This is a genomic window from Acinetobacter sp., assembly GCF_049284435.1.
Classification (GTDB): Bacteria; Pseudomonadota; Gammaproteobacteria; order Pseudomonadales; family Moraxellaceae; genus Acinetobacter.
In genome coordinates this window covers 61,875-78,208 of the sequence record NZ_JBAPXX010000043.1, presented here as the reverse complement: position 1 = coordinate 78,208, position 16,334 = coordinate 61,875, and the positions used below count along the sequence as shown (strand labels likewise).

At 45.2% G+C, this 16,334-nt stretch carries 12 protein-coding genes; 6 read left to right on the top strand and 6 right to left on the bottom strand.

Annotated features, from left to right (window positions below):
• Positions 1-9: 9 nt before the first annotated feature.
• The 3 genes from WAK81_RS03570 (at position 10) to dapE (ending at position 2,408) form a co-directional block, all read left to right on the top strand.
• Positions 10-885, top strand: a complete 876-nt coding sequence (locus WAK81_RS03570) for a DUF1853 family protein (RefSeq protein ID WP_422195713.1) — start codon at positions 10-12, stop codon at positions 883-885.
• 112 nt (positions 886-997) lie between these two features.
• Positions 998-1,150 carry an entericidin A/B family lipoprotein gene (locus WAK81_RS03565; RefSeq protein ID WP_004280704.1) on the top strand — a complete coding sequence of 51 codons (153 nt, stop codon included), beginning with the start codon at positions 998-1,000 and terminating at the stop codon, positions 1,148-1,150.
• A gap of 121 nt (positions 1,151-1,271) precedes the next feature.
• On the top strand, positions 1,272-2,408 hold the full coding sequence (gene dapE / locus WAK81_RS03560; RefSeq protein WP_422195710.1) for a succinyl-diaminopimelate desuccinylase: 1,137 nt from the start codon (positions 1,272-1,274) through the stop codon (positions 2,406-2,408).
• Positions 2,409-2,473: 65 nt separating this feature from the next.
• On the opposite strand, the gene WAK81_RS03555 is transcribed toward dapE, so the two are convergent.
• The 6 genes from WAK81_RS03555 to pilG form a co-directional block, all read right to left on the bottom strand.
• Entirely contained in the window at positions 2,474-2,932 is a 459-nt protein-coding gene (locus WAK81_RS03555) for a hypothetical protein (RefSeq protein ID WP_219308686.1), read from the bottom strand.
• 3 nt (positions 2,933-2,935) lie between these two features.
• The gene (locus tag WAK81_RS03550) at positions 2,936-7,387 is read right to left on the bottom strand and encodes an Hpt domain-containing protein (RefSeq protein WP_422195709.1); all 4,452 of its coding nucleotides are present in this window, start codon (positions 7,385-7,387) and stop codon (positions 2,936-2,938) included.
• Positions 7,388-7,554: 167 nt separating this feature from the next.
• The gene (locus WAK81_RS03545; protein WP_422195708.1) at positions 7,555-9,627 is read right to left on the bottom strand and encodes a methyl-accepting chemotaxis protein; all 2,073 of its coding nucleotides are present in this window, start codon (positions 9,625-9,627) and stop codon (positions 7,555-7,557) included.
• Positions 9,628-9,673: 46 nt separating this feature from the next.
• Entirely contained in the window at positions 9,674-10,210 is a 537-nt protein-coding gene (locus tag WAK81_RS03540; RefSeq protein WP_422195707.1) for a chemotaxis protein CheW, read from the bottom strand.
• A 5-nt stretch (positions 10,211-10,215) separates the two neighbouring features.
• Positions 10,216-10,584 carry a response regulator gene (locus WAK81_RS03535; protein ID WP_004280710.1) on the bottom strand — a complete coding sequence of 123 codons (369 nt, stop codon included), beginning with the start codon at positions 10,582-10,584 and terminating at the stop codon, positions 10,216-10,218.
• 26 nt (positions 10,585-10,610) lie between these two features.
• Entirely contained in the window at positions 10,611-10,994 is a 384-nt protein-coding gene (gene pilG / locus WAK81_RS03530) for a twitching motility response regulator PilG (protein WP_004280711.1), read from the bottom strand.
• Positions 10,995-11,280: 286 nt separating this feature from the next.
• Between pilG and WAK81_RS03525 the strand changes: the two genes are divergently transcribed.
• Genes WAK81_RS03525 through WAK81_RS03515 form a run of 3 tightly spaced genes read left to right on the top strand, consistent with a single transcriptional unit; the run spans position 11,281 to position 16,239 of the window.
• Positions 11,281-11,928, top strand: coding sequence for a hypothetical protein (locus WAK81_RS03525; RefSeq protein WP_422195706.1), 648 nt, complete (start codon positions 11,281-11,283; stop codon positions 11,926-11,928).
• A gap of 51 nt (positions 11,929-11,979) precedes the next feature.
• Complete coding sequence (locus WAK81_RS03520) at positions 11,980-13,107, top strand: efflux RND transporter periplasmic adaptor subunit (protein WP_422195705.1); 1,128 nt, start codon at positions 11,980-11,982, stop codon at positions 13,105-13,107.
• A 24-nt stretch (positions 13,108-13,131) separates the two neighbouring features.
• Positions 13,132-16,239: an efflux RND transporter permease subunit gene (locus WAK81_RS03515; protein WP_422195704.1), complete on the top strand. Its 3,108-nt coding sequence runs from the start codon at positions 13,132-13,134 to the stop codon at positions 16,237-16,239.
• The last annotated feature ends 95 nt before the right edge of the window (positions 16,240-16,334 follow it).

Genomic DNA, 16,334 nt, shown 5'->3' with positions numbered 1-16,334 from the left:
GGTTGTACTATGCCCTTTTCCAATTTAAACCAAAATCTTGTAGAAGCATGGCAACGTTATCAACATCCTCTGGTGCGGCAACTGGCATTTGCTGTCGGAAGTCCGAATATCCTGTCCCATGTTCCAGATGAACTTGAACTCATACATCGTTTTGAACTGCATGACAGCCAGACCTGGCAGCAACATCTTGACCATTATCATCCACGCTTGGAATTTCTTGATCAGCATGCTGAAGAATTAATCGAATTTGTGCAGCAATTAAAAAGCACACGTTTGGGACTGCGCTTTGAAATGCTGGTCTGGTTCTGGTTACTCGATGATGCTTACCATCCTTATCGGCTGCTTGGCCATAGTCTGCAAAAAATTGAGGGTGCAAAGACCTTAGGCGAACTGGATTTCCTGTTATTAAATACCGATACAGGACAGATTGAACATTGGGAAGTAGCACTGAAATATTATCTGGCCGAAGCCGATTTTAGCCTGTCGCATTGGTATGGCCTGAACCGCACCGATACTTTAATCAGAAAAATGAAGCATTTCACACAAAAACAATTCCAGTTTGATGAGGCTTTGCAGCATCCCATTCAAAGACGGTTTTGCGTCCTCAAGGGACAGCTGTATTTGCCTACACATCATGCCGATCAGCCAATTCCCTCATGGATTAATATAGAACGGCGTCTGGGTTTATGGGGACAGTATATTCCTGCTGCACAGCACGGTTTCTATCGTCTGCAACGACATGAATGGATTTATCCGCAAGCCCGGCCGAGCAGTTCAGCTGCGATCTGGTGGACGGATGGACTTTATAAAAAACTCGATAGCAATGACTTTTATATGTATCGCAATCCGGTGCTGATCCAGCATCCATCGCATAAGCCCCTATAAAGCATTACATTTATTAACCGAAGCACTATGAAAACCACATATTTTTTAGAGCGTATATTTTCTACTCTAAGTCCCACATCATAATAATTTTATTATTGATTATACGGAGATGATGATGAAAAAAATTCTTGCTGCTTCATTAATGATGGCTTTTGTATTGACTGGCTGTAACACCGTAAAAGGCATGGGCAAAGATGTGTCTAAGGCTGGCGATGCCGTAACCAATACTGCTGAAAAAACCTCTGACGAAATCCGTCAAAACTAGTTTTTTCCTAAACGCTCACAGAACCCTATCCCAGATAGGGTTTTTTTATATCAGTCGTTCACATTCAAGCCTATATTCGCCTATTATAGAACCGAAAAAATTATCGACTGTTGAATACCGTATGAGCTCTTCCGCTACCCTCGATTTAAGCCTGCAACTATTACGTCAGCCTTCTGTCACACCGATTGATCATGACTGCCAGAACATCATGGCTGAACGTTTAAAGAAGATTGGTTTCAATGTTGAATCCATGCGCTTTGAAGATGTAGATAATATCTGGGCACGTAAAGGCACAGAAAGTCCGGTCTTCTGTTTTGCTGGCCATACCGATGTCGTGCCAACAGGGAATCTGGATGCCTGGAACTCAGATCCATTTTTACCAGAAATCCGTGAGGGCAAACTTTATGGTCGTGGCAGTGCCGATATGAAGACGGCTTTGGCAGCCATGGTGGTCGCAACAGAGCGTTTTGTTGAAAAATACCCGAATCATAAAGGTTCGATTGCCTACCTGATTACTTCAGATGAAGAAGGCCCATCGATTAACGGCACGGTGAAAGTGATTGAAACACTGGAAGCACGTAATGAGAAAATCACCTGGTGTCTGGTCGGTGAACCTTCAAGCACTAACAAACTGGGCGATATTGTCAAAAATGGCCGTCGTGGTTCATTAAATGCCAACCTAACGGTCAAAGGCAAACAGGGTCATGTGGCTTATCCGCATCTGGCAGTCAATCCGATTCATACCGCTTCTAAAGCCATTGCCGAGCTGTGCGACACAGTCTGGGATCATGGCAACGAATATTTCCCGGCGACGACCTTCCAGATTTCTAATATCAATTCGGGTACAGGCGCAACCAATGTTGTTCCCGGTACCATGAATCTATTGTGCAACTGGCGCTATTCAACTGAAGTGACCGCGGAAGAACTCAAAACACGTACTCTGGAAATTCTGGATCGTCATGGTGTGGACTATGATGTTTCCTGGACTTTGTCGGGCTTGCCTTTCCTGACCCCTGTCGGTGAACTGGTGAATGCAGCTAAAACTGCGATTCTGAATGTAACAGGAACTGAAACCGAACTATCCACTTCAGGTGGCACCTCAGATGGTCGCTTCATTGCGCCTACAGGTGCACAAGTGCTGGAACTTGGCGTATTAAATGCCACGATCCACCAGATCAATGAACATGTCGATATTACAGACTTAGAGCCATTGGCTGAAATTTATGAACAGATTCTAGTGAATTTACTCGCCAACTAAGTAAATTCATAACGCAATAAAAAAGGAACTCGATAGAGTTCCTTTTTTATATTTTATAGTTTGGATTACAGTCCGATTGTAGCCTGAATATTCGTCATATTCGGAATATGGAACAGCTGTTCGTTCATACGCACATATTGAAAGATGGCAGGATCATTCACCGGCTGATCGACATCGACCACTTCGGAAATACGGATCCGGATGGTTTTCGGCATTTCATTGCACATTAAGGCAAAGCGCTGAGTGATTTCATCACCCTCAATCACCAGTGCCACCCCATTTTGACGTGACGGATCATTCACTGCATAGACCGGCAATTGGGCTTCATGCCATTCCACAGTCTTGACCTGCGTATTGCTATCCAGTGCTGACAGGACAATGTTTTGTGGCAATAACATGGGATCTTTGCCATGACAGTCAATAATATAGGCATCAATAAATCCGGTCGATACCGTAATCAGATGCTGAAGTTCCTGCTGGCTAATCTGATCAGCCATTTTACTGCTCGAATTGGTCTGACTCATGTATTACCCCTGTTTTTCAGCAATGAGTTGTTGGATATTGGCCAGCAGTTCCGCTTCCTGGAACGGTTTACCCATATAGTGCGTTACGCCCAAGCTAAATGCACGTTCACGATGCTTTTCACCAGTACGTGAGGTAATCATGATAATCGGCAAGTCACGGTGAATATCATGGTGACGAACCAGATTGGTAACTTCAAAACCATCCATACGTGGCATTTCGATATCTAGCAACATGAGATCCGGTCTGACATTTTCAAGCTGCTCAATCGCATCCACACCATCTTTGGCAGTGACAATATCATAGCCTTGACGTTCCAGCAGACGCGATGTCACTTTACGTACAGTCACTGAGTCATCGACAATCATCACCAGACGACGTGCATTGGAATTACGCGAACCATCACGCTGATCATTCAGCTGTTTGACACGCTGTGTCGCCTGAATCTGGCGGGCAACATTCTGCCCATCGAGAATCAGACAGACCTGACCATCACCCAGAATCGTGGCACCGGCCACCACCCCGACGTTGGCAAACTGCTGTCCAATCGGTTTCACTACAATTTGCGCCCGTGAACCGACCAGCTGATCGACCAGCAAGGCAATCGTCTGACCACTATTGCCTTTGATCAACAGCACCGGCAATGAATGCCCAACATTATTCAGACGTGGAATCGGCTGGTTGCCAACAAACTCAGACAGATAACGCAGCTTATAGTTTTCGCCATCGATCTTGAAATAGTCATCTTTACTGTTGAAATAGCTTTCCAATGTGGTCGGCGCAATACGCACGATTCGGTCAATCTGCGCCAATGAAATCGCATATTGCTGATCGCCCACTTTCACCATCAAGGCATCGCTGACCGCTACGGTAGTCGGTACGCGAATCGTAAAGATGGTGCCTTGACCCAGTTGTGAACTCACCGAAACATGACCGCCCAGCGATTTGATCTCGCTTTGCACCACGTCCAGACCGACACCACGACCAGAAATCTGGGTCACTGCTTTCGCGGTACTAAAACCAGGATGGAAGATAAATTGCAGGATATCTTCCTGATCGATGACTTGATCCGCTTTGATCAGATCCAGACTCAGGGCTTTTTCACGAATCTTCTCTGCATCAATCCCCTTACCATCATCACTAAAGGACACGATTACATCGGTTCCCTGACGGCTGATGTTCAAAACAATCGAACCCACTTCCGGCTTGTTCAGTGCGATACGATCTGCAGTATCTTCCAGACCATGGTCAATCGCGTTACGCAACATATGCTCAAATGGAGTGACCAGACGCTCGAGAATGTTACGGTCCAGTTCACCTTCGGTATTCTGTACGATCAGTTCTGCAGGACGGTTCAAGGTGGTCGAGGTTTGACGCACGATACGCTGTAAACGCGGCAACATCCGGTCAAACGGGACCAGACGAGTACGCATTAGGCTTTCCTGAATCTCGGCCTGAATACGGGACTGTTGCAATAACAGTCCTTCGGTTTCGCGAATCTTGTCGGCAAGCGTACTCTTGAAGTCGACTAAATCCGATGCCGATTCTGCCAGTGATTTGGACAGCTGGTTTAGAGAGGAATATTGGTCCATTTCCAGCGGGTCAAAGTCGGCATAACGCGAGTTCTCTGAACCGTGTTTGGCAATAATCTGTGATTCCAGCTCGCCTTCCATTCGACGTAACTGATCGGCAAGACGTTTGATCGCCAATTCCATCTCGTTCAAGGTATTGCCCAGCTGACCCAGGTCCATCTCGATACGCGAACGGTTAATCGAGTTCTCACCGGACAGGTCAATCATCTTCTCGACCAGATCAGCAGAGATACGGATCATCTCGTTATTGCTATCGCTGGTGCCGCTATTCGCCCACTCACCCATCATCTGTGGCGGTTCAGTACCATCACCTTCAACGAAGCCAAAGTCGGTGCTGACCACCAGATTATCTGTTTTCGCCAGACGCTCAGGCAATTGCGCAGTAACGTCCACATAAGCAATCTTTTTCAGACTGCTGTGCAGCGGCTCAAAACCACTATAGTCGCGCTGGAAAATCGCCTGTCTTAACCAGACCAGCGTTTTCTGTAATAAGCCATCATAGGCATTCGAGTTAAACTGATAGACCGCAAACTGTTCGAAAGTCGTTTCCAGCTCATAGGCAATACTGGCCACTTCTTCAACATCAATCATACGTGCGCCGCCCTTGATACTGTGGGCAGCACGCTGTAATTGCAGCAATAAACTACGGTCACTACGCTGATCAAACCATTGATTGAAAAGCTTCTCGGCATTCGCCAGAATCTCTTCGGATTCTTCCAGGAAAGATTCTTCAACAATGGATTTTAGTTCGTCTTCTTCAGAACGTTCTACTGGTGTGTTTTCAGTAGCCTCAGGAGATTCCAAGATTTCCAGTAATTCTTCAGCTTCAGCCAGATCAGTTGCAGGCTGTTCAGTCGTTGCTGACTCTTCAAGTTGTGGCTCAGAAATTGATGTCGCTTCGACCTCTGCAACTTCAACCAGAATGTTCGCGCTCTCAACAGCAGCAAAAACTTGTCCAGAAACCAGCGCCTGAATATTTTGCAGAATCGCAATCGCTTCTGTTGCAGGATAATCAATACCATCTTCCCGAATAGATTGAATACGATCGGAAATGTTGTCCTGTACCAGACGAATAATCTGGATTAAAGCAGGCGTCACAGCAATTTGCTGACGGATCACCCGCTCATAAATACTTTCCAGTTCATGCGCAATCAAACCGATATGCGATGCTGCGATCATGTTTGCACCACCTTTTAAGGTATGCAAATGACGCATCAGATTGTTCAGTGAGGTCGTATCATCCTGCTTTTTGCTCCAGATATTCAGGTCTTCATCAATGCCTGCAAGCAATTCATCCGCTTCTTCTAGGAAGATACTTAATAATTCTTCATCAAAATCACGATTGGTTTCAGCACTTTGCTGCTGCTGACGATCCAAAGCAATACGCTGGCTCAAGCCTGCAAAATCGACACTGCCTGTTGTTACAGGTTCGGCTACCTGGGCAACCGCTTCAGTCACCTGAACATGCTGACTTGCATGATCTTCAGCAGGTATTTCAAGATCCTGCTGCACAAATGCAGACAATTCACTAAGTATTTTTTGAATTTCTTCATTCAGAATGACACGCTGCCCTGCGGCCAAGGTATCAAACAAATGAATAAACTCCTGATGCGCCTGTGCAAACAGCTCATAGGCATAATTGCTCTTCAATAACACTGGCTTTTCAAGCAATGCATCATAAGCCGATTTCAGATCACTAGTAAATTCATGAATACCTTGGGCTGCCCGGCTCTCTGTATGGGCCAGCAATTCTGCAGCCTGCTGACTGAGTGCCTGAATATATTCCGGATAATCAACCTGGGCGCGTTTATCAAATTCAAACTCGGCATCCAGCAACAGATCAATATCCAGTTCAACTAGTTTGGACACCAGTCCCTGTGTCTGAATGCTATTGGTTTCAGTAACTGCAAAGCCATAATCATTCCAGACACGCTCAAAGGTGGCATATACCGCATCCAGTTTTGCAGTATTGCCCTGACGTAGCAAATGCAGATAGTCACTGACAAACTCGGCATACTGAATCAGTAAAGCGGTTTCTTTTGAGGTTGAGACAATTTCATCTTGTAGCAAGGTTTTGAACAGATGCTCTACTTTAGAGCTGGCCTCAAAAATCTGGTCAATCTGCGCCATCGATGAACTGCCGCGCAAGGTATGAATCGCACGAATTAGGGCATTATAATCTTGTGATTTTTCATCTTCAGTGCGAAGGAAGGTGGCAATCGTTTCCAGATGCTCTTCTGCTTCTTCAATAAAGATCGCCACAGTTTCTTCGATATCACTGCGAACCGGTACTTCTACTGGCGCTACTGTTAGCTCAGCTTCACTTGGCTCATTGTCTGCAAGCTCAAGACCTGTCATCTGACCTTCAGCAGTCAAATGATCTGCCAATGCCAGTAATTCTTCCAATGCAGGTTCAGGCGAAATTTGTTGTTGTAATTGTTGTCCCAACAGCACCATTGGGCGCAGGTCGAGGTCTAATTGCTGTACATGTTTGAATTTTGGATATAAAGCATATTGATAGACATTCAGTACCGCTTGGGCAAATTTCTGTACCGTCGGTGTTAGCTGAATCGAACCGGACAAAACCCGGTTTAAGGTATCTTCAACCGCCCAGGCCATTTCCCCTGCCGATTTTGCCCCGACCATGCGGCCTGAACCTTTCAGGGTATGAAAATGGCGGCGAATGGTCTTCAGATTTTCTTGATGATCTGGATTAGTCAACCATTCTGGAAATAAAGCATTTAACTCAACGAAGATTTCTTCGATTTCCTCAACAAAAATTTCAAGAATTTCTGCATCTTGGTCAAGATAACTATCTTCAGGAAGCGTTGTCGTTTCAACTAAATTTTTTAATATTTCTTTCATAGCTCATGCTTCTTACGTTATGCCGCCAAGAAGGGCGCTCAAACTTAATTGTGACCGTCACGCGATACCTAACGTATGAAGTTAAGTACATCTTGTCGAGGCTTTATCTGTATTTTCTGAATGTGTCTCAACCGCGGTCAAGACACATTTCCCCATCATGTCTGACTTTATTCTGGTAGCTTAAAGTCAGATACAGATTCACGTAATGCATCGGCCATGTTTGCCAGTTCAGATACCGAACGTGCTGTATCGAAGGTTGCACTGGTGGTTTGCGAGGTAATTTCCTGTACGACATTCATCGTGGTCGCAATATGACCCGCAGATGCTGACTGCAGTTTCGCAGCATCAGAAATGTTCGCAATCAGTTTCGCAAGGTTGTTCGATACCGTTTGAATCTCATCCAGTGCTACACCGGCATCTTTAGACAAGTTCGCACCACGTACAACTTCCGATGTGGTTTGTTCCATCGAAATAACGGCTTCGTTCGTATCCGTCTGAATGGTTTTTACCAGGCCTTCAATCTGCTTGGTTGCAGAAGCTGAACGTTCTGCAAGACGCTGGACTTCATCGGCTACGACCGCGAAACCACGACCTGCTTCACCGGCCATCGATGCCTGAATCGCTGCGTTTAATGCCAGGATGTTGGTCTGGTCGGCAATATCGTTAATCAGGGCTACGATGTTACCAATTTCCTGAGAAGATTCACCCAGACGTTTAATACGTTTTGATGTTTCCTGAATCTGTTCACGAATCGTGTCCATACCCTCAATCGAGCGATGTACAACATCAGCACCATTCGCAGCAATTTGTACCGAACGCTCAGCTACCACTGCTGATTCATCGGCGTTGGCAGATACCTGATCAATCGACATCGCCATTTCGTTAATTGCGGCAGAAGCACCAGCAATTTCTTGTGCCTGATGTTCAGATGCTTCGGCTAACTGGTTGGTAATGCTTTGCGTGGTCGCGGTATATTGCGCAACTTCTTGTGAAGTTTCAGTAATACGCGATACCAGGTCACGTAACTGGTCGATCGCAAAGTTAATCGAGTCGGCAATCGCACCAGTAAAGTCTTCAGATACTGTTGCATATGAACGCAAGTCACCATCTGCAAGGTCGGCGATCTCATCGAGTAAACGTAAAATCGCATTCTGGTTACGGTCATATTCTTCTTGTAAACGGCCTACACGCTGCTTATCTGACAAGCCTCGCAGAGAAAGTAACTTGAATACACACAGCAAGAAACCGACTAATAATGCAATCAGCAGGACAGCTGGAACCACCGTTTTAAGACCTGAGTTACCTGATAATTTATTCAGGTTGTCTAAAAGCACATCAGACTGGGAAAAAATTGATGCAGCGGCCTGACGAACTTTTACGATCTGTGCAGAGTTTTTGAGAATAATTGCTGATGCTGATTCCAGTACGTCATCATATTCAGCCTTGATTCCTTCCAGAGATTCACGCAGGGTTGGATCATCAATACGCTGTACACCCAGTTCAGCAGAACCATTCAATTGTGCATTCAGATAAGAACCGAAAGTTTCGGTATCGGCACTGAAGTCATCCGCAGATTCACGTGAACCATCATTACCTGTCAGTACCAGACTGATCGAACGCAAGATACGTTCCGCAATAAATACCTGGTTTTTGGCAATAACCACCTGGTTTGATGGCATGTCTTGACGTGCCATCTGGTCGACCATCAAGTTATATTCCGCCTGAATCCCTGGAATTGCTTCACCAATCGCGATGTTGGTATCGTATAACTGGTTAATAATCTTTTGTTGCGAGGTAATCAGATCAATACTGCTGGATACTTCTGTCCACTGTTTATCAACCGCCTGCAACGCATCATTGTTAGAGTGAATACTTTTAACTGTCTCAAGATTTTCAGCAAAGGCTTTTTGCGAGTCAGTCAGGTTTTTCATAGCTTCTGGCGTACCGGAAGCGGTCGCTTCAGTCGCCTGGCGCGAAATGGTTTGCGAGAGGAGACGCAGGTCACCCAGACTCTGAGTGAGTTCGTTGGTACGTGGTACACTATAAAAAAGATACAATAAAGTGATCAGTGCGGCTAAAAGACAGCCTGCTGCTCCATAGATCAGCGGTTTTGATTTTTCACTATCACCGAAGACACGTGATAACTGATCTATTTGCGTTTGAATCTTAGCTAAAAAAGCATTACCGCCCTTGCGGCCAGTGCTCTCACCTGTATTTTTCTTTTTAAGTTTAAAGCCCATGCAGCCTCTCCCCGGTTGACGCCTTGCTTACTTTCGAGCGCGACATTTAATTTATAAATTTTATAGATGCGTTCATAAATTTTGGATTTTGCAACAGACGACTGAATAAAAACACATGCCACTGCTGGTTGTGCTGATGGAAAAACCCCTGACAATATTCTTGTAAGTTTTTATCCAATTCAGATTTCTTCGAAAAGAAACTTTTCTTATTGAAATGTTGTATACCCAAAACTTGATCTACGACCAAACCCACATACTGGTCATTATGGTTGGTGCATAATACTTTTTGAGTCGGTGAGAATTGGCTGCTCTGCCCTGATACATATTGCGTCAGATCAGAAACAGACAACAGTCTTCCCCGGATATTCGCCAGACCCAACACCCATGCTTGCGTCTTGGGTACCGGCGTATATTCTGGGGGATAAATCACTTCTGACACTTCCCCCAGCGGGGCAACAAAATATTGCCCCATCATCTCAAAAGCAATACCCGACCATCGGTTAACTTCATTGCCATTGGAAACGTAGTTTTTATTCCCCCGTTTCGCAATGCGAAGCAATTCGATAAATCCATTTGCTGCCATAGAGCTTATCCTGCATTGAGGTGCTGCTTAATTACATCTATTAATTGTTTTTCATCGACTGGTTTTGTTAGATAATCCGCTGCGCCTTGACGCTTGCCCCATACACGGTCAGTGGCCTGATCCTTGGTACTGACAATCACGATTGGAATATGTTTGGTCGTTGCACCACGCGCAATCTGACGGGTCGCCTGGAATCCATTCACGCCCGGCATCACTACATCCATCAGGACTAGGTCCGGCAATTCTGCCTGTGCCATGGTGACGCCATCTGCGCCATTGGCTGCTTCAATCACCTCAAAGCCATGTTTAGAAAGAATCTCTCTAAAGCGAAAAGTTTCTGTCGGTGAGTCATCCACAATTAGGATACGTGCCATGCCAATTCCCCAAAAAAAATCAAATATTAAGCACTAATATGGTTACGGATTGCATTTAGCAATTCATCTTTACTAAAAGGTTTGGTCAGGTATTCATCTGAACCCACGACACGACCTTTGGCCTGATCAAATAAGCCATCTTTACTTGATAGCATAATCACAGGAATATTCTGGTAATTCTGAGAGTTTTTGATTAATGCGCAGGTTTGATAACCATCCAGGCGCGGCATCATGATATCTACAAAAACGATATCTGGATTTGCTTCGGCAATTTTTGACAACGCTTCAAAACCGTCTACTGCAGTAATGACCTCATAACCTTCGCGTTGAAGAAGAGTTTCCGCAGTACGACGAATGGTCTTTGAGTCATCAATAACCATAATTTTTAGATTTTGGAATTTATCGTCCATTTGTTTAACCCTTCCCATTTTAGAAACTATATGCCATAAGGCTCATAGGATTATTTTATTACGATCGATAAACATTTTTAACATAAAGTCCCTTGTATTATCAATGAACATTTTCTACACAAGTAGACAAAATCATTTATTTTTAATAACAGCTTCACATTTTCTTATCGTTATTGGTTTTTTTTTGACTAACGGTAGTTTTTTATTGATAAATTTAAGTCTAGTATAACAAGATTATTACTTTAAAATAAGTAATTTAGTCAACTTTAAATTCGGGGAGCCAATGATGAGTCAGTTTTTAAGAAAACTTGCTGTCATTGATAAAAATAAAATGACTGGTCAATTCATTGTTGTTGTACTGCTACTGTTACAGGTGAGCTTAACGTGCGCGAGTAGTAATCAAATCCCGCAAAAAGCCACCTGGTATCGTTATTATGACAGCAAAGGTGTGGCCAATATCAGTACTAACGTCACGCCAAATCATATCCGTTATGGCTATGAAGCACTTGACCAGAATATGCAGGTCATTAAGCGTGCCCGTCCTTATAATGCCGAAGCGGATATCAGGCAAGCGCCACAACGTGCCCAACAGGCACAGCGGATTGCCGAAGATCATAAACTCAAGCGTGCTTATAACAATAGCCAGACCGCTTTACAGAAAAAAAATGACAGCCTGGTCCAGTTAAAAAAACAGATTGATTTTCAGCAAGAGCAAATGAAGCAACTGCAAAAAGATCGGGTCATGTTTGTGCGTCAGGAACGTGAATATTTACGTAAAGGCAAAACACCGCCGGCACACCTGAAAACAACATTAGACCATAACCAGAAAAATCTCGTTTCCCAAAAAGAAAATATTCAATCTTTACAAAGTCGCTATCGAAATCTGGAAGCAGAATACGACAAAATTATCGCCCGTTTAAAAGCACTTGAATAAATGCAAATAGCGTGTTGAGGTTTTGATCCACAGCACGCTAAAAGGACTCATATGCAAACTGCACCGCATTCTCATGATTTAAATATGCATTCCCCACGCTCTATCCTGATCATGAGTGCGCTTTGCTTAAATATGTTTTTAGTGGCTTGTGATAAAAATGAACCCGTACAGCAAGCAGAAACACACAAATCCATTGAAGTCATTCCTCAAGACCTAGTTGCAGTTCAATCTGGCAATTCAGTTCAAAAAACTGCATTTACCGGCACTATTCGTGCAGTCAATCAAAGCAGCATACAAGCACAGGTCTCTGCTACTGCCACCAGCGTAAACGCACAGGTAGGTCAAACGGTTTCCAAAGGACAGGTGCTGGTACGCCTGAATAATCAGGACAATGCAGCCCGTCTGGCACAGGCACGTGCGAATCTGGCCTCAACTCAAGCGCAAGCCAATCAGGCTCGCAACATGATGCAGCGTAAAAAGCGCCTGCTCGATCAGGGCTTTATTTCAAAAGTAGAATATGAACAAAGCCAAGTCGATTATCAGGCCCAGCTTGAAAATGTCCGCGCCCAGCAAGCCAATGTCGATATTGCCCAAAAAGCAGATCGTGATGGCACCATGACTAGCCCGATCAGTGGCGTGATTACCCAGCGTCAGGTCGAACCTGGCCAAACCGTGGCAATTGGACAAACCCTGTTTGAAATTGTCGATCCGAAACGGCTGGAAATTCAGGCACGTGTACCCAGTGATCTGCAATCAGGTTTAAGACTGGGCAGTCAAGTCGAATACAGCATTCAAGGCAATCCAAATCGACTTACTGCTGTGATTAGCCGGATTTCCCCCATTGCAGATCAGGCCAGTCGCCAGATCGAATTCTTTGCCACGCCAAATGAAACAATTCCTTCACTTAGCATTGGCTCCTTTGTAGAAGGCAACATTCTGAGTTCACAACAGATTTCTGGCCAGCTTATTCCATTAGATACCGTTCAGGATATCCAGAGCAAACCCTATGTCTGGGTGATTCGCCAGAATAAAATTATCAAGGTCAATGTTCAGGTTCTAGAACAGCGTTATAGCGACAACATTGCCGTGGTTCAAGGACTGGAAAATGGTGATCAGGTCAGCCGGGTTAAGTTTAGCGAAGCCGATCTGCAAAAAACTGTCACCCTTCGCGCCAACTAAAGCCATTCACACAGGATCATTGATATGTGGTTTACCCGAATTAGTGTGAAGTATCCGGTTTTCACCATCATGATGATGTTCTGTTTGATGGTGCTAGGTCTGGCTTCCTGGCAGCGGATGGGCGTTGAAGAATTTCCTGATGTCGATTTCCCTTTTGTCGTGATCTATACCAACTACCCGGGTGCTTCTCCGGAAACGGTTGAATCGGAAATCACCAAGAAACTCGAAGATCAGATCAATACCATTTCCGGTTTAAAACAGGTTATTTCCCAGTCCAGTGAAGGCCTGTCCATCATCACCACTGAATTTAATCTGGATGTAACGTCGACCACTGCAGCTCAGGATATCCGGGATAAAATTGCCTCTGTGACTGCTGAATTTCGTGATGAAATTCAGGAGCCGATTGTCGAACGTTATGACCCGACGGCGAATGCGGTGATGTCGATCGTATTTGAATCTGACAATATGGATGTAAAAGCGCTCAGTTCCTATCTGGATCAGCGGATTGTGCCACAACTGCGCACTGTTCCTGGGGTGGGAACGGTCAATCTGCTTGGTGATGCGCAGCGCCAGATCCGGATTCAGGTGGAACCGCAAAAACTGCAAGCCTTTGGCATCGGCGTAGATAGCGTGATCAACACTTTAAAGGCCGAAAATATTGAAGTCCCGGGGGGGACGCTTAAATCGGGTAATTCGGAACTGGTCATTGAAATCAATTCCAAAGTGCTACATCCCCTCGCCTTCGGCGATCTGGTCATTGCCAATAAAAACGGCGTACCGATTTTCCTCAGACAAGTGGCCAATATTCAAGACAGTCAGGCAGAGCTGGAATCTGCAGCTTTTCTAAATGGTAAAACCGCAGTGGCGATTGATATTTTGCGTAGTTCAGATACAAACGTCATTGAAGTAGTAGACAAGAGCTACGCAACTTTAGAAAGTATTAAGGCGCAGCTTCCTCAAGGCACTACTTTACAAGTAGTGGTAGATTCCTCCAAAAGTATCCGCGGCACCATTGGTGATGTAGCCCGCACCATTATTGAAGGTGCTGTACTGGCTGTGCTGATTGTCCTGCTGTTCCTAGGTTCTTTCCGTTCAACCGTGATTACCGGCTTAACCCTGCCCATTGCACTCTTGGGTACGCTGACCTTTATCTGGGCCTTTGGTTTTAGCATCAATATGATGACTTTGCTGGCGCTGTCCCTAAGTATTGGCTTATTGATCGATGATGCGATTGTGGTGCGTGAAAATATTGTCCGGCATGCCGATATGGGCAAAGATCATGTGACTGCCGCGCTCGATGGCACCAAAGAAATTGGCTTAGCCGTGCTGGCCACGACACTGACCATTGTTGCCGTATTCCTGCCTGTGGCCTTTATGGGCGGAATTATTGGCCGTTTCTTCTACCAGTTCGGGGTCACGGTGAGCATGGCCGTTCTGATCTCGATGTTTGTCAGCTTTACCCTGGATCCGATGCTCTCAGCACACTGGGCAGAAAAGAAAAAAGATCCGAATAAAAAACCAGGTCGAGTGAAACGTTTCTTTAGCTGGATCTCTGGGAAGCTGGATAACTTAAGCCATGTCTATGAAAAATTATTAAAACTGGCGCTGCGATTCAGATTGATTACCTTAATGATTGCTGTGGCTTCATTATTTGGTGCTCTGGGTTTATCTAAACTAATCGGCACCGAATTTGTACCGGTCCCGGATAAAGGCGAAATTCGGATCAAGTTTGAAACACCGGTCGATTCATCGCTTGAATATTCACAAGCCAAACTGCAGCAGGTGGATCAGACTATTCGTCAGCATCCGGATGTCAAAGCCACCTATGGGGTGATTAATGGCGCAACCGACCGCGGTAAAAACCATGTCAGTTTACGGGTGACTGTAACGCCGCGTACCGAACGTGAAAAGACCCTGAATGACTTAAATAATGAATTCCGCCAGCGTCTACAATCGGTTGCCGGAATCAGCATTACCTCGGTGGCATCCGCTGATGAAACCGTTTCAGGCGGTCAGAAACCGATCATGATTTCGATCAAAGGCCCGGATCTGGATGAATTGCAAAAAATTTCCGATCGTTTTATGACGGAAATGGCGAAGATTAATGGCATTGTCGATCTGGAAACTTCATTAAAAGAACCCAAGCCGACTCTTGATGTACAGATTAATCGCGTCTTGGCCAGTGATTTAGGTTTATCGGTCAATCAGATAGCCAATGTGGTGCGTCCGCTGATTGCCGGTGATGATGTCACGACCTGGCAGGATGAAAAAGGTGAAACCTATGATGTGAATCTGCGCCTGACCGAAGACCAGCGCAGCTTGCCTAGCGATTTACAGAATATGTCTATCACCTCAAATAAAACCGATGCCAATAATCAACCGATTCTGATTCCGCTTTCGAGCGTGGCCAAATTTGAAGAAAAACTGGGTGCTTCGCAGATTAACCGACGTGATTTGGCACGTGAAGTTCTGGTCGAGGCCAATACCTCAGGACGTCCTGCAGGCGACATCGGGACGGATATCAACCGATTACAAGAAAATTTCGATATGCCACCGGGTTATAGTTTCGACACTCAAGGCTCCAATGCCGACATGGCAGAATCCGCAGGCTATGCCTTGACCGCGATTACCCTATCGATTGTCTTTATCTATATTGTGCTCGGTTCGCAGTTCAACAGTTTTATTCATCCTGCGGCAATTATGGCTTCACTGCCATTGTCGCTCATTGGCGTGTTTCTGGCCTTGTTCCTGTTTAACTCGACCATGAACCTGTTTTCGATTATCGGCATTATCATGCTGATGGGACTGGTGACCAAGAATGCGATTCTGCTGATCGACTTCATCAAGAAGGCCATGGATCGCGGCGAAGATCGTTATGATGCGATTATTGCCGCTGGTAAAACCCGTTTGCGTCCTATTCTGATGACCACCAGCGCGATGGTCATGGGCATGGTTCCACTTTCCTTAGGGCTAGGTGAAGGTGGTGAACAAAGTGCACCGATGGCGCATGCGGTGATTGGCGGGGTAATTACCTCTACCCTGCTGACCTTGGTGGTGGTGCCGGTGATCTTTACTTACCTGGATGACTTTAAGAATTTTATGCTGCGTCAGGCACGTAAAATCATGGCATAATTTAATGCAACACAATGAGGTGACATTCCCAAATGCTCACCTCATTTTTTATTGTATAATCCCTACTTTAACGCTTAATTTTTTAGGACAGTTTC